The organism is Streptomyces sp. WY228, from assembly GCF_019287315.1.
Lineage (GTDB): Bacteria > Actinomycetota > Actinomycetes > Streptomycetales > Streptomycetaceae > Streptomyces > Streptomyces caviscabies.
The window spans coordinates 3154043-3171850 of record NZ_CP079114.1; the positions used below are offsets into that span (position 1 = coordinate 3154043).

At 70.6% G+C, this 17808-nt stretch carries 14 protein-coding genes, 1 tRNA gene and 1 riboswitch; of the genes, 4 read left to right on the forward strand and 11 right to left on the reverse strand.

Features of this window, described 5'->3' with window-relative positions; genetic code table 11:
* The first annotated feature begins 40 nt into the window (after positions 1-40).
* Together KV381_RS13610 and KV381_RS13615 are read left to right on the forward strand one after the other, a co-directional pair.
* Entirely contained in the window at positions 41-1261 is a 1221-nt protein-coding gene (locus KV381_RS13610; protein ID WP_030086143.1) for an acetyl-CoA C-acetyltransferase, read from the forward strand.
* Between the two features lie 269 nt (positions 1262-1530).
* A complete protein-coding gene (locus KV381_RS13615; protein ID WP_098024958.1) occupies positions 1531-2418 on the forward strand; it encodes a hypothetical protein in 888 nt (295 codons plus the stop codon).
* A 39-nt stretch (positions 2419-2457) separates the two neighbouring features.
* On the opposite strand, the gene KV381_RS13620 is transcribed toward KV381_RS13615, so the two are convergent.
* The 3 genes from KV381_RS13620 to KV381_RS13630 all read right to left on the reverse strand — a co-directional run bounded on the left by KV381_RS13620 (position 2458) and on the right by KV381_RS13630 (position 4107).
* On the reverse strand, positions 2458-2775 hold the full coding sequence (locus KV381_RS13620; RefSeq protein WP_030086148.1) for a hypothetical protein: 318 nt from the start codon (positions 2773-2775) through the stop codon (positions 2458-2460).
* A gap of 149 nt (positions 2776-2924) precedes the next feature.
* Positions 2925-3809 carry a Bax inhibitor-1/YccA family protein gene (locus KV381_RS13625; protein ID WP_030086152.1) on the reverse strand — a complete coding sequence of 295 codons (885 nt, stop codon included), beginning with the start codon at positions 3807-3809 and terminating at the stop codon, positions 2925-2927.
* Positions 3810-4021: 212 nt separating this feature from the next.
* Positions 4022-4107 (reverse strand) — tRNA-Leu (locus KV381_RS13630).
* A 579-nt stretch (positions 4108-4686) separates the two neighbouring features.
* On the opposite strand from KV381_RS13630, the gene KV381_RS13635 reads away from it, so the two are divergent.
* Both KV381_RS13635 and KV381_RS13640 read left to right on the forward strand, forming a co-directional pair.
* Positions 4687-5457, forward strand: a complete 771-nt coding sequence (locus KV381_RS13635) for an ABC transporter ATP-binding protein (RefSeq protein ID WP_030632882.1) — start codon at positions 4687-4689, stop codon at positions 5455-5457.
* 80 nt (positions 5458-5537) lie between these two features.
* The gene (locus KV381_RS13640) at positions 5538-8069 is read left to right on the forward strand and encodes an ABC transporter permease (RefSeq protein WP_030086159.1); all 2532 of its coding nucleotides are present in this window, start codon (positions 5538-5540) and stop codon (positions 8067-8069) included.
* A 99-nt stretch (positions 8070-8168) separates the two neighbouring features.
* Here the strand turns inward: KV381_RS13640 and KV381_RS13645 are convergent, their stop codons facing one another.
* The 8 genes from KV381_RS13645 to KV381_RS13680 form a co-directional block, all read right to left on the reverse strand.
* The gene (locus KV381_RS13645; protein ID WP_086777813.1) at positions 8169-9506 is read right to left on the reverse strand and encodes a cyclopropane-fatty-acyl-phospholipid synthase family protein; all 1338 of its coding nucleotides are present in this window, start codon (positions 9504-9506) and stop codon (positions 8169-8171) included.
* A gap of 328 nt (positions 9507-9834) precedes the next feature.
* The gene (locus KV381_RS13650; protein ID WP_030632879.1) at positions 9835-11220 is read right to left on the reverse strand and encodes an NAD(P)/FAD-dependent oxidoreductase; all 1386 of its coding nucleotides are present in this window, start codon (positions 11218-11220) and stop codon (positions 9835-9837) included.
* A gap of 459 nt (positions 11221-11679) precedes the next feature.
* Positions 11680-12621, reverse strand: coding sequence for a Ppx/GppA phosphatase family protein (locus KV381_RS13655; RefSeq protein ID WP_030086165.1), 942 nt, complete (start codon positions 12619-12621; stop codon positions 11680-11682).
* Entirely contained in the window at positions 12618-13160 is a 543-nt protein-coding gene (locus KV381_RS13660) for a DUF501 domain-containing protein (RefSeq protein ID WP_030086167.1), read from the reverse strand. Before KV381_RS13660 ends, KV381_RS13655 begins: the two co-directional genes overlap by 4 nt.
* 79 nt (positions 13161-13239) lie before the next feature.
* Positions 13240-13719, reverse strand: a complete 480-nt coding sequence (locus KV381_RS13665; RefSeq protein WP_030086169.1) for a septum formation initiator family protein — start codon at positions 13717-13719, stop codon at positions 13240-13242.
* Between the two features lie 93 nt (positions 13720-13812).
* A complete protein-coding gene (gene eno / locus KV381_RS13670; RefSeq protein ID WP_030086171.1) occupies positions 13813-15093 on the reverse strand; it encodes a phosphopyruvate hydratase in 1281 nt (426 codons plus the stop codon).
* Positions 15094-15425: 332 nt separating this feature from the next.
* Positions 15426-16130 (reverse strand): transglycosylase family protein, encoded by a 705-nt coding sequence (locus KV381_RS13675; RefSeq protein WP_030086173.1) that lies wholly within the window; start codon positions 16128-16130, stop codon positions 15426-15428.
* Between the two features lie 5 nt (positions 16131-16135).
* Positions 16136-16312: riboswitch (cyclic di-AMP (ydaO/yuaA leader) on the reverse strand.
* A gap of 292 nt (positions 16313-16604) precedes the next feature.
* A complete protein-coding gene (locus KV381_RS13680) occupies positions 16605-17642 on the reverse strand; it encodes a transglycosylase family protein (RefSeq protein ID WP_030086175.1) in 1038 nt (345 codons plus the stop codon).
* Positions 17643-17808: the final 166 nt, after the last annotated feature.

Here is a 17808-nt window from a genome sequence, read left to right on the forward strand (position 1 = left end):
TGCCGTCCACACAGCCTTCCAGCCCCCTTGGAGCCGCGTGATGCCCGAAGCCGTGATCGTCTCTGCCGCCCGTTCGCCGATCGGCCGCGCCTTCAAGGGTTCCCTCAAGGACCTGCGCGCGGACGACCTGACCGCCACGATCATCCAGACCGCGCTGGCCAAGGTTCCCGAGCTGGACCCGAAGGACATCGACGACCTGATGCTGGGCTGCGGTCTGCCCGGCGGCGAGCAGGGCAACAACCTGGGCCGCATCATCGCCGTACAGATGGGGATGGACCACCTTCCCGGCTGTACGGTCACCCGCTACTGCTCCTCCTCGCTGCAGACCAGCCGGATGGCGCTGCACGCGATCAAGGCGGGCGAGGGCGACGTCTTCATCTCGGCCGGCGTCGAGATGGTGTCCCGCTTCACCAAGGGCAACTCCGACAGCCTGCCGGACACGCACAACCCGCTGTTCGCCGAGGCCGAGGCCCGCACCGCCGCCCGCGCAGAGGAGTCCGGCGCGAGCTGGCACGACCCGCGCGAGGACGGCCTCGTGCCGGACGCGTACATCGCGATGGGGCAGACAGCGGAGAACCTGGCCCGGACCAAGGGCGTCACCCGCCAGGACATGGACGAGTTCGGCGTACGGTCGCAGAACCTCGCCGAGGAAGCCCTGAAGAACGGCTTCTGGGAGCGGGAGATCACCCCGGTCACCACGCCCGACGGCACGGTCGTCGCCAAGGACGACGGCCCCCGCGCGGGCGTCACGCTGGAGGGCGTGCAGGGCCTGAAGCCGGTCTTCCGCCCCGACGGCCTGGTCACCGCGGCCAACTGCTGCCCGCTCAACGACGGCGCCGCCGCCCTGGTGATCATGTCCGACACCAAGGCGCGCGAGCTGGGCCTGACCCCGCTGGCCCGGATCGTCTCCACCGGCGTCTCCGGCCTCTCCCCCGAGATCATGGGCTACGGCCCGGTCGAGGCCAGCAAGCAGGCACTGAAGCGGGCCGGCCTGACCATCGACGACATCGACCTCGCCGAGATCAACGAGGCGTTCGCCGCCCAGGTCATCCCCTCCTACCGGGACCTCGGCCTGCCGCTGGACAAGGTCAACGTCAACGGCGGCGCGATCGCGGTCGGCCACCCCTTCGGCATGACCGGCGCCCGCATCACCGGCACGCTGATCAACAGCCTCCAGTTCCACGACAAGCAGTGGGGCCTGGAGACGATGTGCGTGGGCGGCGGCCAGGGCATGGCGATGGTGATCGAGCGGCTGAGCTGAGCCCTCTCGCGTCCCGCGCGGCGGGGGTTTCGAACCCCACCGAGCTCCGACCGTGACCGAATCTCCCCCAGGATGTGATCTGCGTCCCGGGGGAGAGTCGTTTCTGCAGGTCACGGCCTTTTGGGGCTAAACATCGGACCGAAAGACCTGTCCATTTCGTGACGTAATGCACTGACAGCACGTACCGGTACAGGCCAAGCTGATGTAGGAAGTCGGGGGTATCGATTGAGACCGGGAGTATGTCAGTGAGCGCCATGTCATTTGCCCTGTTGCTGACCACCGCCGCTGCCACGGCCGTCGGCGCCGCCGCACTGCACGCCGCTCACGGGCTGCGCAAGCAGGTCGCGGCGCTGCGCACGGAGCTGGCGGCGAGCCACGCCCTCGGCGTCTCGGTGCCACCGCAGAGTCGCAGTACGGCCACCCCCGCCGAGGAGATACGCGCGGCCGTCGCCGAGGCGCTGGCCGAGGAGCGGGAGCGCGAGCTGGCCGAGGCGCGCGCCTTCTGGGCCGCCCAGGAGGCCCGTGACGCCGCCGACGCCCCCTCCCTGCTGGGCGGGCTGTCCGGCCTCGGCGACGACACCCCGTACTACCTGCCCCGGCAGGCCGACTTCGCCGGTCTGGAGTCGATGGACCTGGAGGCGGCCGAGGCGATGGAGGAGCTCGTCGAGCTGAGCGAGCGGACCCTCGCGGAGCACGAGACCGGCGAGCTGACCGATCTTCCGGCGGACCTGCACACGGACCTGGCGACCGGGCTCCCGGAGGCCGCGGAGTTCCCCGAGGACTCCCCCGAGCTGGCCGCCGCCCGCCGCCGCCACCCCTCGCACCCGGACTTCGTCCCCGTGCAGACACCGGTGGTCACCGACCACGAGCGCACCGTGAACCGCCTGGAGGAGCTGGCGGACACCGCGACCGAGCTGACCGATGTGCGGCCCGGCCCGCTGGGCACGCTCGATGTGTACGTCTTCGCCGACGGCACCACGCTCTGCATGACCCCCGGCCACCGCGAGACCGCCGAGCGGCTCGCCGACGCCCTGCGGGCGGGCCGGCAGCCGGTGCTGCTGGGCGGCTCGGGCGTCTCGGGCGCCTACGCGCTGACCTTCTCCTGCGGCGAGGACAACGTGTACATCCTCGCCGACCGCGTCATCGCCTCGTTCTGACCGCCGGGCGCGGGCCGCTCGTACGCGCACCCGCGCCGCTCACGCGAAAGCCCGCGCCGCCGCTTCCCCGACATACCGCACGGCCTCGTCCAGCTCCTGGGACGGGGCCGTTTCCAGTGCCACGGCCAGGTCCCGCCCGGCGACGGCGAGCTGGTCGCCCACGGCGAACACTCCGGCGTCCGGCAGCTCCCGCGGCTCCGCGTCCGGAGCCTCCAGGCGCTGGGCCCGTACGGCGAGTTCACGGGCGGCGGCCAGCGCCTCGGCGGCCGCACCGCGCTGGAGGCGGCTCTGCGGGGCCGAGCGCAGCCGGTCGGCGAAACGGTCCACGGCCAGGATCAGGGGCGTCGTATCGAGCACCCGACCGACCCTACGCGCCGCGCCCGCACGGTCGCACCGGAGGGCGGACGGCACAGGACGCGGGAGCGGAGGGGCGTGGCACGCGGAACGGCCCGCGGACACGAGGTCCGCGGGCCGTTCCGGTGCTACGGGTGCTGCGATGCGGTCGGTCAGTCGTCGCCGCTGAGGATCGCGACCAGGCGCAGCATCTCGATGTAGATCCACACCAGGGTCACGGTGAGGCCGAAGGCCGCCAGCCACTCCTCCTCGCGCGGAGCGCCGTACGCGATGCCGTCCTCGACCTGCTTGAAGTTCAGGGCGAGGATGCACGCGCCGATGACGATGGCCACGATGCCGAAGACCACGCCGAGCGCGCCGCTGCGGAAGCCGAGGCCGTCACCGCCGCCGAACACGGCGAACAGCATGTTGACCATCATCAGCAGCATGAAGCCGATGGCGGCCGCCATCACGAAGCCGTAGAAGCGGCGCGTGACCCGGATCAGTCCGGTGCGGTAGGCGATCAGCACACCGGCGAAGACCGCCATGGTGCCGATCACCGCCTGCATCGCGGCGCCGGGGGCGACGTACATGCTGACGATGTTGCTGACGATGCCGAGGAAGACACCCTCGAACGCCGCGTAGGTCAGGATCAGCGCGGGCGAGGGCCGGCGCTTGAACGAGTTGACCAGCGACAGCACGAAGCCGATGATCGCGGCGCCGATGGCCACGCCGTAGGCGGTGCCCAGGTTCGCCTGGTCGACCGGCATGATCCACCAGGCCGCCGCGGCGGCCAGGATCACGGTGCCGAGCGTCATCGCCGTACGCGTCACGACGCCGTCGATGGTCATCGCGTCGGAACGGGCGGGCGCCTGCGGGGCGCCGTGCGTGTCCGTCTGCGCGTAGGGGTTGGTGGCGTACGGGTTGGCGGCGGTGCCCTGCGCGTAGGGATTGGTGCCCGTCGCGGTGGCCCCGGCCTGCGGCGGCGCGTTGAAGCCCGCGTGGCCGTTGTCGCGGCTGAACCCCCGTCGCGAGAAGACCGGGTTGCTGCTCCTCATCTCACTCCTCCATGGCCACACTGCGTGGCCTTGCCACAAGAGTAATGGGTAGGCAAAAGAATCACCCTAGTGCCAGGGGAGGATCTTTCCGGCAGCCCGCGGCGTCTTCCCACGGTGTGCCCACGGCGACACGCGTGGGCCATGGACGCGGACACCTGGCCGCGGACACCTGACTGCGGACCGTTGTGCCGGGTCACGCTCGGTGCGGCGCGTGGTGCCCGGAGCCGGACTCGAACCGGCACGCCCCCGAGGGGCAGCGAGGTTTAAGCTCGCCGTGTCTACGTTCCACCATCCGGGCGTGCCGCGCGGCTCCGCGTTTGGCTACCGACCCTATCCGGGGACGTCCCTCGATCAGCGGAACAGTGGCGCGATGTTGTCTTATTTTATTGACCGTTTGAGGGTCCGTCAGCACATCGGGGCGGGCTGACCACAAGCCCGCGGCCGATCATGGGCGGTCCGCGCACCGCACGGGATTGACGGAAAGTCGCCGCACTCGTACGGCCCAACGCGCCAGGTCCGCGCCAGGCCGCGCCAGGGCGTCCGCCACCCTCGGGTCCGGCGCGGCCCGCCGCCCGGGTCCGGCGCTGCTCCGGAAGGGCCCGCCCGCCGCCGCGAAGGCTCCGCGACAGCCGTCCGTACGCGCTCACACCGGGTGACCGTGGAGCGACGGCCACGACTCCGGTCAGGGTCGGTGTCATACCCGAGGAGGACGGAACCACGCCTGCGATGCGACTCAAGAGGGCCCCGGGAACGGGCATCGGGAGTGACGACCCGGCGCGATCGGGACGTAAGGATGGAGTAAGTCCCCGAGGCATGGCGTCAGCGCCCGCCTCAGCACGGCCCGTCTCATCCGCATCACCGAACCAGGAGCGTCCCTGTGACCACCACCCCCACCGTTCACCGCGCCACCACGGTGGCCGCCCGCGCCACGGAGCTGTCGAAGGTCTACGGCGAGGGCGAGACGCAGGTCGTCGCCCTGGACCGGGTGACCGTGGACTTCCCGCAGGGCGAGTTCACCGCGATCATGGGCCCCTCGGGCTCCGGCAAGTCGACGCTGATGCACTGCGTCGCCGGGCTCGACAGCTTCAGCAGCGGTTCGGTGCGCATCGGCGAGACCGAGCTGTCCACGCTCAAGGACAAGCAGCTCACGCAGTTGCGCCGGGACAAGATCGGCTTCATCTTCCAGGCGTTCAACCTGCTGCCGACGCTCACCGCGCTGGAGAACATCACGCTGCCGATGGACATCGCGGGCCGTAAGCCGGACGCCGCGTGGCTCCAGAAGGTCATCGACATGGTCGGTCTCTCGGAGCGGCTGAAGCACCGCCCGACCGAGCTCTCCGGCGGCCAGCAGCAGCGCGTCGCCGTGGCCCGCGCCCTGGCCGCGCGGCCCGAGATCATCTTCGGTGACGAGCCGACCGGAAACCTGGACTCCCGCTCCGGCGCCGAGGTCCTGGGCTTCCTGCGCAACTCGGTGCGCGAGCTGGGCCAGACCGTGGTGATGGTGACGCACGACCCGGTGGCCGCCTCCTACGCGGACCGGGTCATCTTCCTCGCGGACGGCGCGGTCGTCGACCAGATGATCGAGCCGACCGCCGACCGGGTCCTCGACCGGATGAAGGCGTTCGACGCGAAGGGCCGCACGAGCTGACGCCTGGGGCCCGAGGCTCACACCCGAGGCCCCGCCGCGTCCCCGACCCCCTTCCGGAACCCATCACAGGACACACAGACATGTTCCGTACCGCCCTGCGCAATGTGCTCGCGCACAAGGCCAGGCTGCTGATGACCGTGCTCGCCGTCATGCTCGGCGTAGCGTTCGTCTCCGGCACCCTGGTCTTCACCGACACCCTCGGCAACGCCTTCCGCAACCAGTCCGCCAAGAGCTACGACAACGTCGCCGTCTCCGTGGAGACGTACGCCGGCGACGACGAGAAGAACCCCGGCATCGACGAGGCCACCCTGGAGAAGATCCGGGGCCTGGACGGCGTCGCCTCCGCCACCGGCCGGGTCTCCGGCTTCGCCGGGGTCGCCGACCCGGACGGCAAGCTGATCGGCAACGGCTGGTCCAACACCGGCGCGAACTTCGCCCCCGGCAAGGACGGCAAGGACACGCAGTACGTCTTCACCGACGGCTCGGGCCCGGCGAAGAACGGCGCGGTCGCCCTCGACAAGGACACCGCGGAGAAGGGCAAGTACCGCGTCGGCGACCCGGTGCGGGTCGCCACCAACGGGCCGGTGAAGGAGTACACCCTCGCCGGGATCTTCACCACCGAGGACGGCGCGGTCAACGCGGGCGGCAGCCTCGTGCTGTTCGACACCGCGACCGCCCAGCAGCTCTACCTGAAGCCCGGTGTCTTCAAGGACGCCACGGTCACCGCGGCGGGCGACGTCTCCGACCAGAAGCTGCTGGACGAGATCACCCCCCTGCTGCCCGAGGACGCGACCGCGCAGACGGGCAAGGCGCTGGCCGAGCAGCAGGCGAAGGACATCGAGTCCGGGCTGAACGGCCTCAACACCATGCTGCTGGCCTTCGCGGGCATCGCGCTGTTCGTCGGCATCTTCCTCATCGCCAACACCTTCACCATGCTGGTCGCCCAGCGGACCCGTGAGCTGGCCCTGATGCGTGCCATCGGCGCCACCCGCCGCCAGGTGAAGCGCTCGGTGCTGCTGGAGGCCGCCTTCGTCGGCGCGCTCGCCTCCGTCATCGGCTTCGCCCTCGGTCTCGGCCTGGCCACCGGTCTGCGCTCCGCGATGGGCGTCATGGGCGGCAAGATCCCGGCCGGTCCGCTGGTCGTCTCGCCGACGGCCGTGATCTCCGCCTTCGCGGTCGGCATCCTGATCACCGTGCTGGCCGCCTGGCTGCCCGCCCGCCGGGCCGCGAAGATCGCCCCGGTCGCCGCGATGAGCAGCGTCCACGCCACCGCCTCCGTCAAGTCCCTCGTCGTACGGAACTCGATCGGCGGTGTGATCGCCCTGCTCGGCTCGGCGGGCATCGTCGGCGGCGCGGCGAGCGGCGGCACCTCCGGCCGGCAGTTGGTCGCGGCGGGCGCGTTCTTCGCCCTGATCGGCGTCATCATCCTGATCCCGCTGCTCTCCCGCCCGGTGATCGCGCTGGTCCGGCCGCTGCTGAAGAAGGTGTTCGGCGTCTCCGGGAAGCTGGCCTCGCAGAACGCGGTCCGCAACCCGCGGCGCACCGGAGCCACCGCCTCCGCGCTGGCCATCGGGCTGACCCTGGTCACCGGTATCTCGGTGCTCGGCGTCACGCTCGGCCAGGCCATCGACAAGATGACCACGGACAACATCAAGGCCGACTACATGGTCACGATGGCCAGCGGCGACTCGCTGGACGAGTCCGCGCTCACCGCCCTGTCGAAGGCCGACGGCGTCTCCGCGCTCTCCCCGCAGCAGGCCGCCTGGTTCGAGGTCGACGGCGAGCACCACTCGGCCTCGGGCGTCACCCCGGGCGATGTGGAGAAGGTCTTCTCGCTGACCACCGAGTCCGGTTCGCTGGCCTCGCTCAAGGACGGCCAGGTCGCGGTCGGTTCCAAGACCGCGAAGTCGAACGGCTGGAAGACCGGCGACACCCTCCCGGTGAAGTTCGACGACGAGAAGAAGGGCGAGCTGACGATCGGGGCGACCTACGAGGAGAACGAGTTCCTCTCGCCCTTCGTGATCCCGAAGCAGCTGGCCGACCAGCACAGCGCGTCCACCCGCCCCGAGATCCGCGAGATCTGGATCAAGACGGACGGCGGCGCGAGCCAGGCCAACGAGCAGTCCATCGTGGACGCGCTCGGCGACAACCCGGCGATGAGCGTCATGGACCGGCAGGACATCCGTGACATGTTCGGCGGCTTCATCAACACCGCCCTGAACATCATGTACGGGCTGCTCGCCATGGCCCTGCTGATCGCGGTCCTCGGGGTCGTCAACACCCTCGCGATGTCGGTGTTCGAGCGGCAGCAGGAGATCGGCATGCTCCGCGCGATCGGTCTCGACCGGGGCCGCGTCAAGCGGATGATCCGTCTGGAGGCCGTCGTCATCTCGGTCTTCGGCGCGGTGATCGGGGTCGGCCTGGGCGTCTTCCTCGGCTGGGCGATCGGCCGGACCCTGTCCGGCGACATCCCCGGCTACGCCCTGGTCATCCCGTGGGACCGGCTCGGCATCTTCCTGCTCCTGGCCGGCCTGGTGGGCGTCCTCGCCTCGCTGTGGCCCGCCCGCAGCGCCGCGAAGCTCAACATGCTGACGGCGATCAAGACGGAGTAGTCACGGGTCCCGGGCCGGGACGCAGGGGACACGACGAGGGGCCGGTGCACCGCTGGAAGCGGTGCACCGGCCCCTCGCCCGTTGCCGTACGGATACGGGTCAGGCGTCCGGGTCCACGGCCGTAACCGTGTCCGTGTCCGCGGCGGGCTCCGTCCAGCTGCGGGTGCGCAGCGGCAGCCGGGAGGAGCCGCCGTCCAGCGGGCGCACCGCGAGGATCTGGTTGACGCCGATCTTGTTGTGCTCGAAGGAGAGCGCGGAGGCGGCCATGTACAGCCGCCAGACCCTGGCCCGGCCCGGGGAGGTGGCGCGTACCGCCCGCTCCCAGTGGCGTTCCAGGTTGGCCACCCACCGGCGCAGGGTCAGCGCGTAGTGCTCGCGCAGCGCCTCGACGTCCCGGGCCTCGAAGCCGGCCTCCTCCAGGGTGGCCAGGGTGCGGCCGACCGGGGCCAGTTCGCCGTCCGGGAAGACGTACGCGTCGATGAAGGCGTCGATGCGGTAGGCGTCCTCGTCCTTCTCGGGGCGGCGGGCGATCTGGTGGTTCAGGAGGCGGCCGCCGGGCTTGAGGAGGGCGTAGAGGTCATCCGCGTACTCGCGGTAGCGGACCGAGCCGACGTGCTCGGCCATGCCGATCGAGGAGATCGCGTCGTACGGCCCGTCGCGGACGTCGCGGTAGTCCTGGACCCGGATCTCGATGCGGTCGGTCAGACCTTCCTCGGCGATGCGCTTGCGGGCGTGGGCGGCCTGTTCCTGGGAGAGGGTGATGCCGGTGACGTGGGCCCCGTAGTGGCGGGCGGCGTGGATGGCCATCGAGCCCCAGCCGCAGCCGACGTCCAGGAGCCGGTCGCCGTCCTTCAGGGCGAGCTTGCGGCAGACCAGGTCGAGCTTGTCGCGCTGGGCGTCCTCCAGGGTTCCGCCGTCCTGCCAGTAGGCGCAGGAGTAGACCATGGAGGGGCCGAGCACCAGGGCGTAGAAGTCGTTGCCGACGTCGTAGTGGTGGCTGATGGCCTCCTTGTCGCGGCGTCTGGTGTGCAGCGGCCCGGTGCGGCGGCGCACCTCCTCCGCGGGCGGGGCGGGCGGCGGCCAGGGGCCCGCGAGGTCGAGCAGGCCGCGGGCGAAGGCGCGGACCTTGGGGTCGCGGACCGGGTGGACGGAGTCCTTGGCGTCGGCGCCCCGGTCCCAGAGCAGCCCGGCGATCCGGTCGAGGACCTCGTACAGATCACCGTCGACGTCGATCTCCCCGGCCACCCAGGCGCGGGCCAGGCCCAGTTCGCCGGGCTTCCACAGGATCCGCCGCAGGGCGCGGCGGTGGCGGATCACGAGGACCGGGGCTCCGGGCGGCCCCGATTCGCTGCCGTCCCAGGCCCGGATCCGGACCGGCAGGGGTTCCGAGAGCAACTCCTCGGCAAGAGCGGTCAGCCGCGACGCGGCGTCTGCCATGGCGCACACCTCCGTGGTGTTTCCCCGACAAGCACAACAAGCACAGGCAACGGACATGCTCGTAGCCCCGTCGCGACACCCCGGTGCGGCGGCGAGGTACACCTGCGTCAACTCTCCTCGCACACTCCGTCATCCCGCTACCGGGCAACGAATCGGCAAAACGCGTGTATGCGCCATCCACATGGGCGGGAACGGGCCATCGCCCCGGTCGCGGTCCCGGTCCGGGCGGATCACCGGATACGCCGAAGGGGCCGTCCGCACCACGGATGGCGGACGGCCCCTTCGGGCGTCGTACGGGGTGCTCCTCGCGGAGCGGGTCACCGAGGGGTCAGGAGGCCTTGGCCTTCTCGCCCTCGGCCTTGGCGGCGGCCGGAGCCGGGGCCGGCTTGGCGGCCTCGTAGAACTCCTCGCGCGGCGTCTCCATGGCGCCGAGCGAGACGACCTCGCGCTTGAGGAACATCGCCAGCGTCCAGTCGGCGAAGATCCGGATCTTACGGTTCCAGGTCGGCATGGCCATGCCGTGGTAGCCGCGGTGCATGTACCAGGCGAGACGGCCCTTGAGCTTGATCTTCACCTTGCCCATGACGATCATCGCGACGCCCTTGTGCAGGCCGAGACCGGCGACCGCACCCTTGTTGGCGTGGCTGTACTCCTTCTGCGGGAAGCCCCGCATGCCGGAGATCACGTTGTCGCCGAGGACCTTCGCCTGACGCAGCGCGTGCTGGGCGTTGGGCGGGCACCAGGCGTTCGGGTTGCCGGCGCGGCGGCCGACCAGGTCCGGCACCTGGGCGTTGTCGCCCGCGGCCCAGATGTAGTCGGTGCCCTGCACCTGGAGCTTCTCCGAGGTGTCCACGTGACCGCGGGGGCCGAGCGGCAGGCCGAAGCGGGCCAGCGCCGGGTTCGGCTTCACACCGGCGGTCCACACGATGGTGCTGGAGTCGACCTCCAGGCCGTTCTTGAGGACCACGTGGCCGTCGACGCAGGAGTCCATCGAGGTGGAGAGGTAGATCTCCACGCCGCGGCTCTCCAGGTGCTCCTTGCCGTAGGCGCCCAGCTTCGGGCCGACCTCGGGAAGGATCTTGTCGGCGGCGTCGACCAGGATGAAGCGCATGTCCTCGCGCTTCACGTTGGTGTAGTACTTCGCCGCGTCGCGGGCCATGTCCTCGACCTCGCCGATGGTCTCCGCGCCGGCGAAGCCGCCGCCCACGAAGACGAACGTCAGCGCCTTGCGGCGGACGTCCTCGTCGGTCGTGGAGTCAGCCTTGTCCAGCTGCTCCAGGACGTGGTTGCGCAGTCCGATGGACTCCTCGATGCCCTTCATGCCGATGCCCTGCTCGGCGAGGCCGGGGATCGGGAAGGTGCGGGAGACCGCGCCCATCGCGATGACCAGGTAGTCGAAGGGCAGCTCGTAGGCCTCGCCGACGAGCGGCGCGACCGTGGCGACCTTGCGGTCCTGATCGATGGTCGTGACACGACCGGTGAGAACCTCAGCCTTGGGCAGCACGCGTCGCAGCGGGACGACGACATGCCGAGGCGAGATGCTGCCGGCGGCAGCTTCGGGGAGGAAGGGCTGGTACGTCATGTACGACCGCGGGTCGACGACCGTGACGGTCGCCTCTCCGTATCGCATCTTCTTCAGAATGCGACGAGCTGCGTACAGGCCTACGTACCCACCGCCTACAACGAGGATCCTGGGACGCTCCGTGGTGCTCATGCCATCGAGTATCCACCCCGCCCCAGGGGGGTGCTCGTGAGCCCCTTCACAAGGATTGACCGACCCTCTGCTACACTTCGCCGCCCGCGTGACCCAGGTCATGGGTACGAAAGGGAACCACGACACCGCGGGAAACGTTGTTCACCGCTTGTGAGCTGGCCCTTGACCCTGCGGACCGGGTGAACCACCGCCCCTCTTCACGCGGGCGCAACGCTCTCGGAACACGGACGCGACACCTCCGCACGGCCTCCGGCGCGGCCGGTTCCGGCCCTACGGGCCCGAACCGCGACCAAGAGGGCCCAATTCCTTGTGAAGAACTTCACGAAGTTTCTCGCGGCGTGTCCCCGGAGAGGTCGCCCGGGCGGCCCAGAGGGGCGGATCCGGGCTCAACGGTGCAGGTGACGGTGCGATTGAGCGGGCAGCCCGAGGGCTGCCCGCCCGCACCGTCCGGACCGTCGCCTACGCGGCGCTCCAGGCGATGCCGTCCAGGATGTCGTGCTCGCTGACGACGACCTCGTGGGCCCCCGTCCGCTCCATCACGGCGAGCAGGACGAGCGCCCCGGCGCCGATCACGTCGACCCGGCCGGGGTGCATCACGGGGATCGCGGCACGCTCGTCGTGGGTGGAGCGCAGCAGGTGCTCGGTGATCGCGCGGACCTGGCCGCGGGAGATCCGGGAGTGGTGGATGGCCGCGGAGTCGTACTCCGGCAGCTCCAGCGCGATCCCGGCGACCGTGGTGACGGTGCCCGCGAGGCCGACGAGGGTGCCGGCCCCGGTGAGCGGCACGGTCCGCTCGGCGAGGTCGAGGGCGGCGTCGATGTCCGCGCGGATCGCGGCGGCCCGCTCATGGCTGGGCGGGTCCATCACGGCCCCGTCCACGACGAGGTGACGTTCCGTCATCCGTACGCAGCCGATGTCCACGGACCGGGCGGCTTCCACCCGGTCCGAGCCGAGGACGAACTCCGTGGAGCCGCCGCCGATGTCGACGACCAGATACGGCTTCGCCAGATGGTCGCTGCCCGCCAGCTCCTTGGTGGCCCCGTCGAAGGAGAGCTGCGCCTCCTGGTCGCCGGTGATCACCTCGGGCTCGACGCCCAGGATGTCCCGGACCCCGGCCACGAACTCCGCGCTGTTCTCGGCGTCGCGGGAGGCGGAGGTGGCGACGAAACGGATCCGCTCCGCGCCCAGCCTCCCGATCGCGGCGGCGTACTCGCGGCAGGCCGCGAACGTCCGCTCCAGCGCCTCGGGGGCCAGCCGGCCGGTCCGGTCGACGCCCTGGCCGAGCCGGACGATCGTCATCCGCCGGTCCAGCTCGGTGAAGGAGCCGGTGGCGGGGTCCACGTCGGCGACGAGGAGCCGGATCGAGTTCGTACCGCAGTCGACGGCGGCGACCCGGGTCACGCGTCCGGGCCTTCCGCGTCCACGGCGCACGGCGTGACGCACGGGCCCTTGGCCCACCACTCGGGCAGCATCGCGATGGCCTCGTCGCCCAGCGGGTTGACCCCGGGGCCGGCTGCCAGCGAGTGGCCGACCAGGACGTGCAGGCACTTCACCCGGTCCGGCATGCCGCCGGCGCTCGGGAAGCCCTCCAGGACCTCGATGGCGTCGCGGCGGGTGATGTAGTCCTCGTGCGCGGCCCGGTAGGCGTCGGCCAGCTCCGGGTCGGTCTCCAGACGGGCCGTCATCTCCTTCATGACCCCGTTGGCCTCCAGCGTGCCGATCGCCGAGGCCGCCCGGGGGCAGGTCAGGTAGTACGTCGTCGGGAACGGCGTGCCGTCCTCCAGACGGGGCTGGGTCTCCACCACGTCCGGGTTGCCGCACGGGCAGCGGTGCGCGATGGCGCGCAGACCGCGCGGCGGGCGGCCGAGCTGCTGCTCGAACGCGGCGATGTCCGCGTCGGTGGGCTTGGTGGACTCGGTCTGCGGAGGGGGCGTTTCCATGCCTGCCTTGGTTCTGCTCGGAAGCTCGTAGAGGTGGACGTACACAGGAACGTACGGAGGTACGTACGGGTTCGGTCGGTCAGTCGCGGTCGGCACGGTCGGCGCTGTCCACGCCGTCCCAGAGGTTCGCGTGCCACGGGCGGTCGCTCGCGCCGGGCTCGCCGCGCCGGTCCTCGGCCGCGTCCGGGTCGGCCACGGTGTAGGCGGTCTCCCCGGGCAGGACGTAGTGCAGGTGCTGGCGGGCCAGACGCATGATGTACGCGTCGTCCTGGAGCCGCGCCTTCTCGTCCCGCAGCTCCTCGGTCCGCCGCTCCGCCTGCTGCGAGAGCCGCTCCTGCTCGGCGATCTCGTCGCGCTGGGAGACGTACTGCCGCATCGGGTAGGCGAGCGCCACCACCAGGGAGCAGACCACCAGCGCCAGGAACGCGGCCCGGCCGGTGAGCCGGGAGCGGCGGGCCTGGCGGCGGTTCTGGGATCGGTACACGCGGGCCGCGGTCTGCTCGCCGAGCAGGCGCAGCCTGGTCGCGGTGGAGAACCGGTCGCGGTCCTTGCCGGCCATGTCTCCCGCCTCCCCATCACATACGTCCGTCCCCGCACACGGTACGGGACCGGGTGCGGGGACGGGCGGAGGCTACCTGCCAGCGACTACGGGTCAGCCCTTGAAGCGCGGGAAGGCGGAGCGGCCCGCGTACACCGCGGCGTCGTCGAGGATCTCCTCGATGCGCAGCAGCTGGTTGTACTTGGCGACGCGGTCCGAACGGGCCGGGGCGCCGGTCTTGATCTGGCCGCAGTTCACGGCGACGGCGAGGTCGGCGATGGTGACGTCCTCGGTCTCGCCGGAGCGGTGCGACATCATGCACTTGAAGCCGTTGCGCTGGGCCAGCTCGACGGCGTCCAGGGTCTCGGTCAGCGAACCGATCTGGTTGACCTTCACGAGCAGGGCGTTGGCGGAGCCCTCCTCGATGCCGCGGGCCAGGCGCTCGGGGTTGGTGACGAAGAGGTCGTCGCCGACGATCTGGACCTTGGAGCCGATGCGGTCGGTGATGACCTTCCAGCCGGCCCAGTCGTCCTCGTACAGCGGGTCCTCAATGGAGACCAGCGGGTACGCGGAGACGAGCTCCTCGTAGTACTCGGTCATCTCGGCGGCCGAGCGGGACTTGCCCTCGAACTCGTAGACGCCGTCCTTGTAGAACTCGGACGCGGCGACGTCGAGCGCGAGCGCCACGTCACGGCCCGGGACGTAGCCGGCCTCCTTGATGGCCTCGACGATGAGGTCCAGGGCGGCGCGGTTGGACTCCAGGTTCGGGGCGAAGCCGCCCTCGTCGCCGAGTCCGGTGGACAGGCCCTTGGTCTTGAGGACCTTCTTCAGCGTGTGGTAGATCTCCGCGCCCCAGCGCAGGGCCTCGGAGAAGGACTCGGCGCCGATCGGCGCGATCATGAACTCCTGGATGTCCACGTTGGAGTCGGCGTGCGAGCCGCCGTTCAGGATGTTCATCATCGGAACGGGCAGCAGGTGCGCGTTCGGGCCGCCGAGGTAGCGGAAGAGCGGCAGGTCGGACGCCTCGGATGCGGCGTGCGCGACGGCCAGCGAGACGCCGAGGATGGCATTCGCGCCGAGCGAGGCCTTGTTCTCGGTGGCGTCCAGGTCGAACATGGCCTGGTCGATGAGGCGCTGCTCGGTGGCGTCGTACCCGACGAGCTCCGGGCCGATCTGCTCGATGACGGCGAGGACGGCCTTCTCGACGCCCTTGCCCTGGTAGCGGTTGGGGTCACCGTCGCGAAGCTCTACAGCCTCGAACGCGCCGGTGGAGGCGCCGGACGGAACAGCAGCACGGCCCGTGCTGCCGTCGTCGAGGCCAACCTCGACCTCGACCGTGGGGTTGCCCCGGGAGTCGAGGATTTCCCTGGCTACGACGACGTCGATGGACGGCACGAGGCATCTCCTTCTGGGATCTGACACTGGTTGTGCAGGGTCACTGTGGCCTTGCGACCCGAGCCTATCCGGCCCGGCCGCGTCGACCGGCCGACCGCCCGTCTCCTGGGACGAAAAAGGACCCAAGGACCGGCGTAACGGGACAAAACTCTAGATATCTACTGAGCGGTAACACGTGTTGCCGACAAGAGGTGAACGCAACCGCACCCCTCCCGGGCCTCCACCCACGAAGAACCCGGCCCGGCGCGCTGGGGGATGAGCGCGTCGGGCCGGGAAGCCGTGCGAGGAGAAGTGCCGCCGGACGCTTCTCCTCCGGGGAGGAGATGCGGCGTCTACTTCAGGTGGAGCTGCTGACCCGGGAAAATCAGGTCGGCGTCCTCGACGATGTCGTCGTTGAGCTTGAAGAGCTTGCTCCAGCCGCCCTTGACGCCCTCCTTCTCGGCGATCTTGCTCAGGGTGTCGCCGGCCTTGACCTTGTACTCGCCGTCACCCTTCTTGACCTTCTCGCCGGTCGGGGTGGTGACGGTCTTCTTGCTCTCGGCCTTGGGGGCCTCGCGCTGCTCGGAGCGCGTGGTGGGCTGCTCGGCCTGGCGCTGGGGCTGCGCCTGCTCGGGCTTGCTCTCGGACTGGCCGGAGCCGGTGTTCACACCCGGGTCCACACCGTCGTTGGTGAGGCCGCCGGCGCCGGCGCAGGCCCAGGCGCCCGGGCCCTGAAGGTCGAGGAGCTTCTCGGCGGTGGCGATCTGCTGGTCCTTGGAGGCCAGGTCGGCACGCGCGGCGTACTGCGTACCACCGGCGGCGGCCCAGCTGGACTGCGAGAACTGCAGTCCGCCGTAGTAGCCGTTGCCGGTGTTGATGGACCAGTTGCCGCCGGACTCGCACTGGGCGACGGCGTCCCAGGTCTCGACGGAGGCGGCGGACGCGTTGGTCGCGCCCATCAGCGGGACGGCGACGGCGGCACCGGTGACACCCGCGAGGGTAGCGATACGGGTGGCCTTGGACGGGCGGCGGTGCTTGCCCTTGCTGTTCAGCAGCATGGAACGAATCTCCTCACCGACGCCTACGAGGTGAGCTGTCGGGTTCGGGCTGATGAGTTGCCCGGTCGCACGGTGCTGCGTGCGACTTCACCCCAAGCCGGTCCCGTACACCCCCCGGAGGGGCTGTGCGGACCCGGCGGCCTACCTGGGTCCCCCGCTCCTGCCTACGGCGCTTTACGCGTCTGTTCCCTTCGACCGACGGCAGGATTCGGCGTGACGGTCGACGGGGCCCGCGGTGCGAGCGGCTCCGACCGTAAACACAGGCAACCCCGACATTCAAAGATGGACATAGGGGGCAATCAACTCGAACTCACCGCGACTGATGGGGCATTTCCGCAGGTCGGGGGCGATACGCGCGGACCGGCCGGGCGAGACGCGCCAGTTGAAGCAAAGAGACCCATGTCTCACTTCCGCAAAAGTGGACATAGGTCTCTGAACTGCCTGATTTTCCCGGGCGTTTTCGCCCGAATTGAATCAGTTGGCGGCGGGCGCCTCGGCACCTTCCGGCGCACCCTGGTCCGCGCCCTGTTCCCCGCTCTGCTCCGCGTCCTGACCCAGACCCAGGTCCAGGCTCTGGCCGGGCAGGATCAGGTCCGGGTCGGAGCCCAGGAGGTCCTTGTTGGTCTCGTACAGACCGGTCCAGCCGCCGGGCAGCTCCTGGGCGTCGGCGATGGCCCACAGGTTGTCGCCGGGCTGCACCGTGTACGCACCGGCGCCCGCCGCGCCGCCGTCGCGCGCGTCGCCGTCACCGCGCGAGGCGTGCCGGCCGGACCCACGAGGGCCGTCGTCCTGACCGCCGTCGGCCTCCTCGGGCGCGGGGGCGCCGCGGTGCTTGCCGCCCTTGCCGTCCGTGCCGGTCTCGCCGGTCGAGGCGTCGGGGGCGCCGGAGGGGTCGGTGGCGTCGGGGGCCTCGGAGGACGGCGGGGTGGTGGGCGTCACCGAGGAGTCGGGGGTCTCGCTCCCCTCCCCCGTACCGTCGCTCTCCTTCTCGTCCTTCTTCTCACCCTTACCGGACTTGTCGGCCTCGCCGGACTTGCCGGATTCATCCGCTTCGTCGGGTGCGTCCGCTTCGTCGGTCGGGGTGCTCGTCGGGTCGGGAGCCGGCGAGGTGCCCGGGTCGACGCCCGGCAGGCTGCCGTCCACCGCGAGGCCGGAGATCACCGCACAGCTGGGCCACGCCTTGGGCCCCTGGTCGTCCAGGACCTTCTCGGCGACGGAGATCTGCTGCGACCGGCTGGCAAGGTCGGCGCGGGGCGCGAACGCCGTGCCGCCGTACGCCGACCAGGTCTCCTGCGAGAACTGGAGTCCGCCGTAGTAGCCGTTGCCGAGGTCGGCGCTCCACATGCCGCCGCTCTCGCACTCCGCGACCCGGTCCCAGGTGGAGGCCTCGGCCGCGTGCGCGCCGCTCGCGCCGAGCAGCGGGATGGCGATGGCCGATCCCGTCACACCTGCGGCGACGACGATGGCGGGTGCCTGGCGAGGGCGGCGGTGTCTGCCGTTCGCGGAGCCCATGGGTATGCCTTCCGTGCGACTGACAAGCGAGTGACCTGAGCGCCGCGCAGCGGGATTTCGTGCCTGCGTCGGCGCACAAGTGACGCATGGGCAACGTGCGACCGACGCGTCGAACCGTGAACCTAGCGGGACTCGAACGTGTGTCACAAGTCGATGCAGCGCAGAT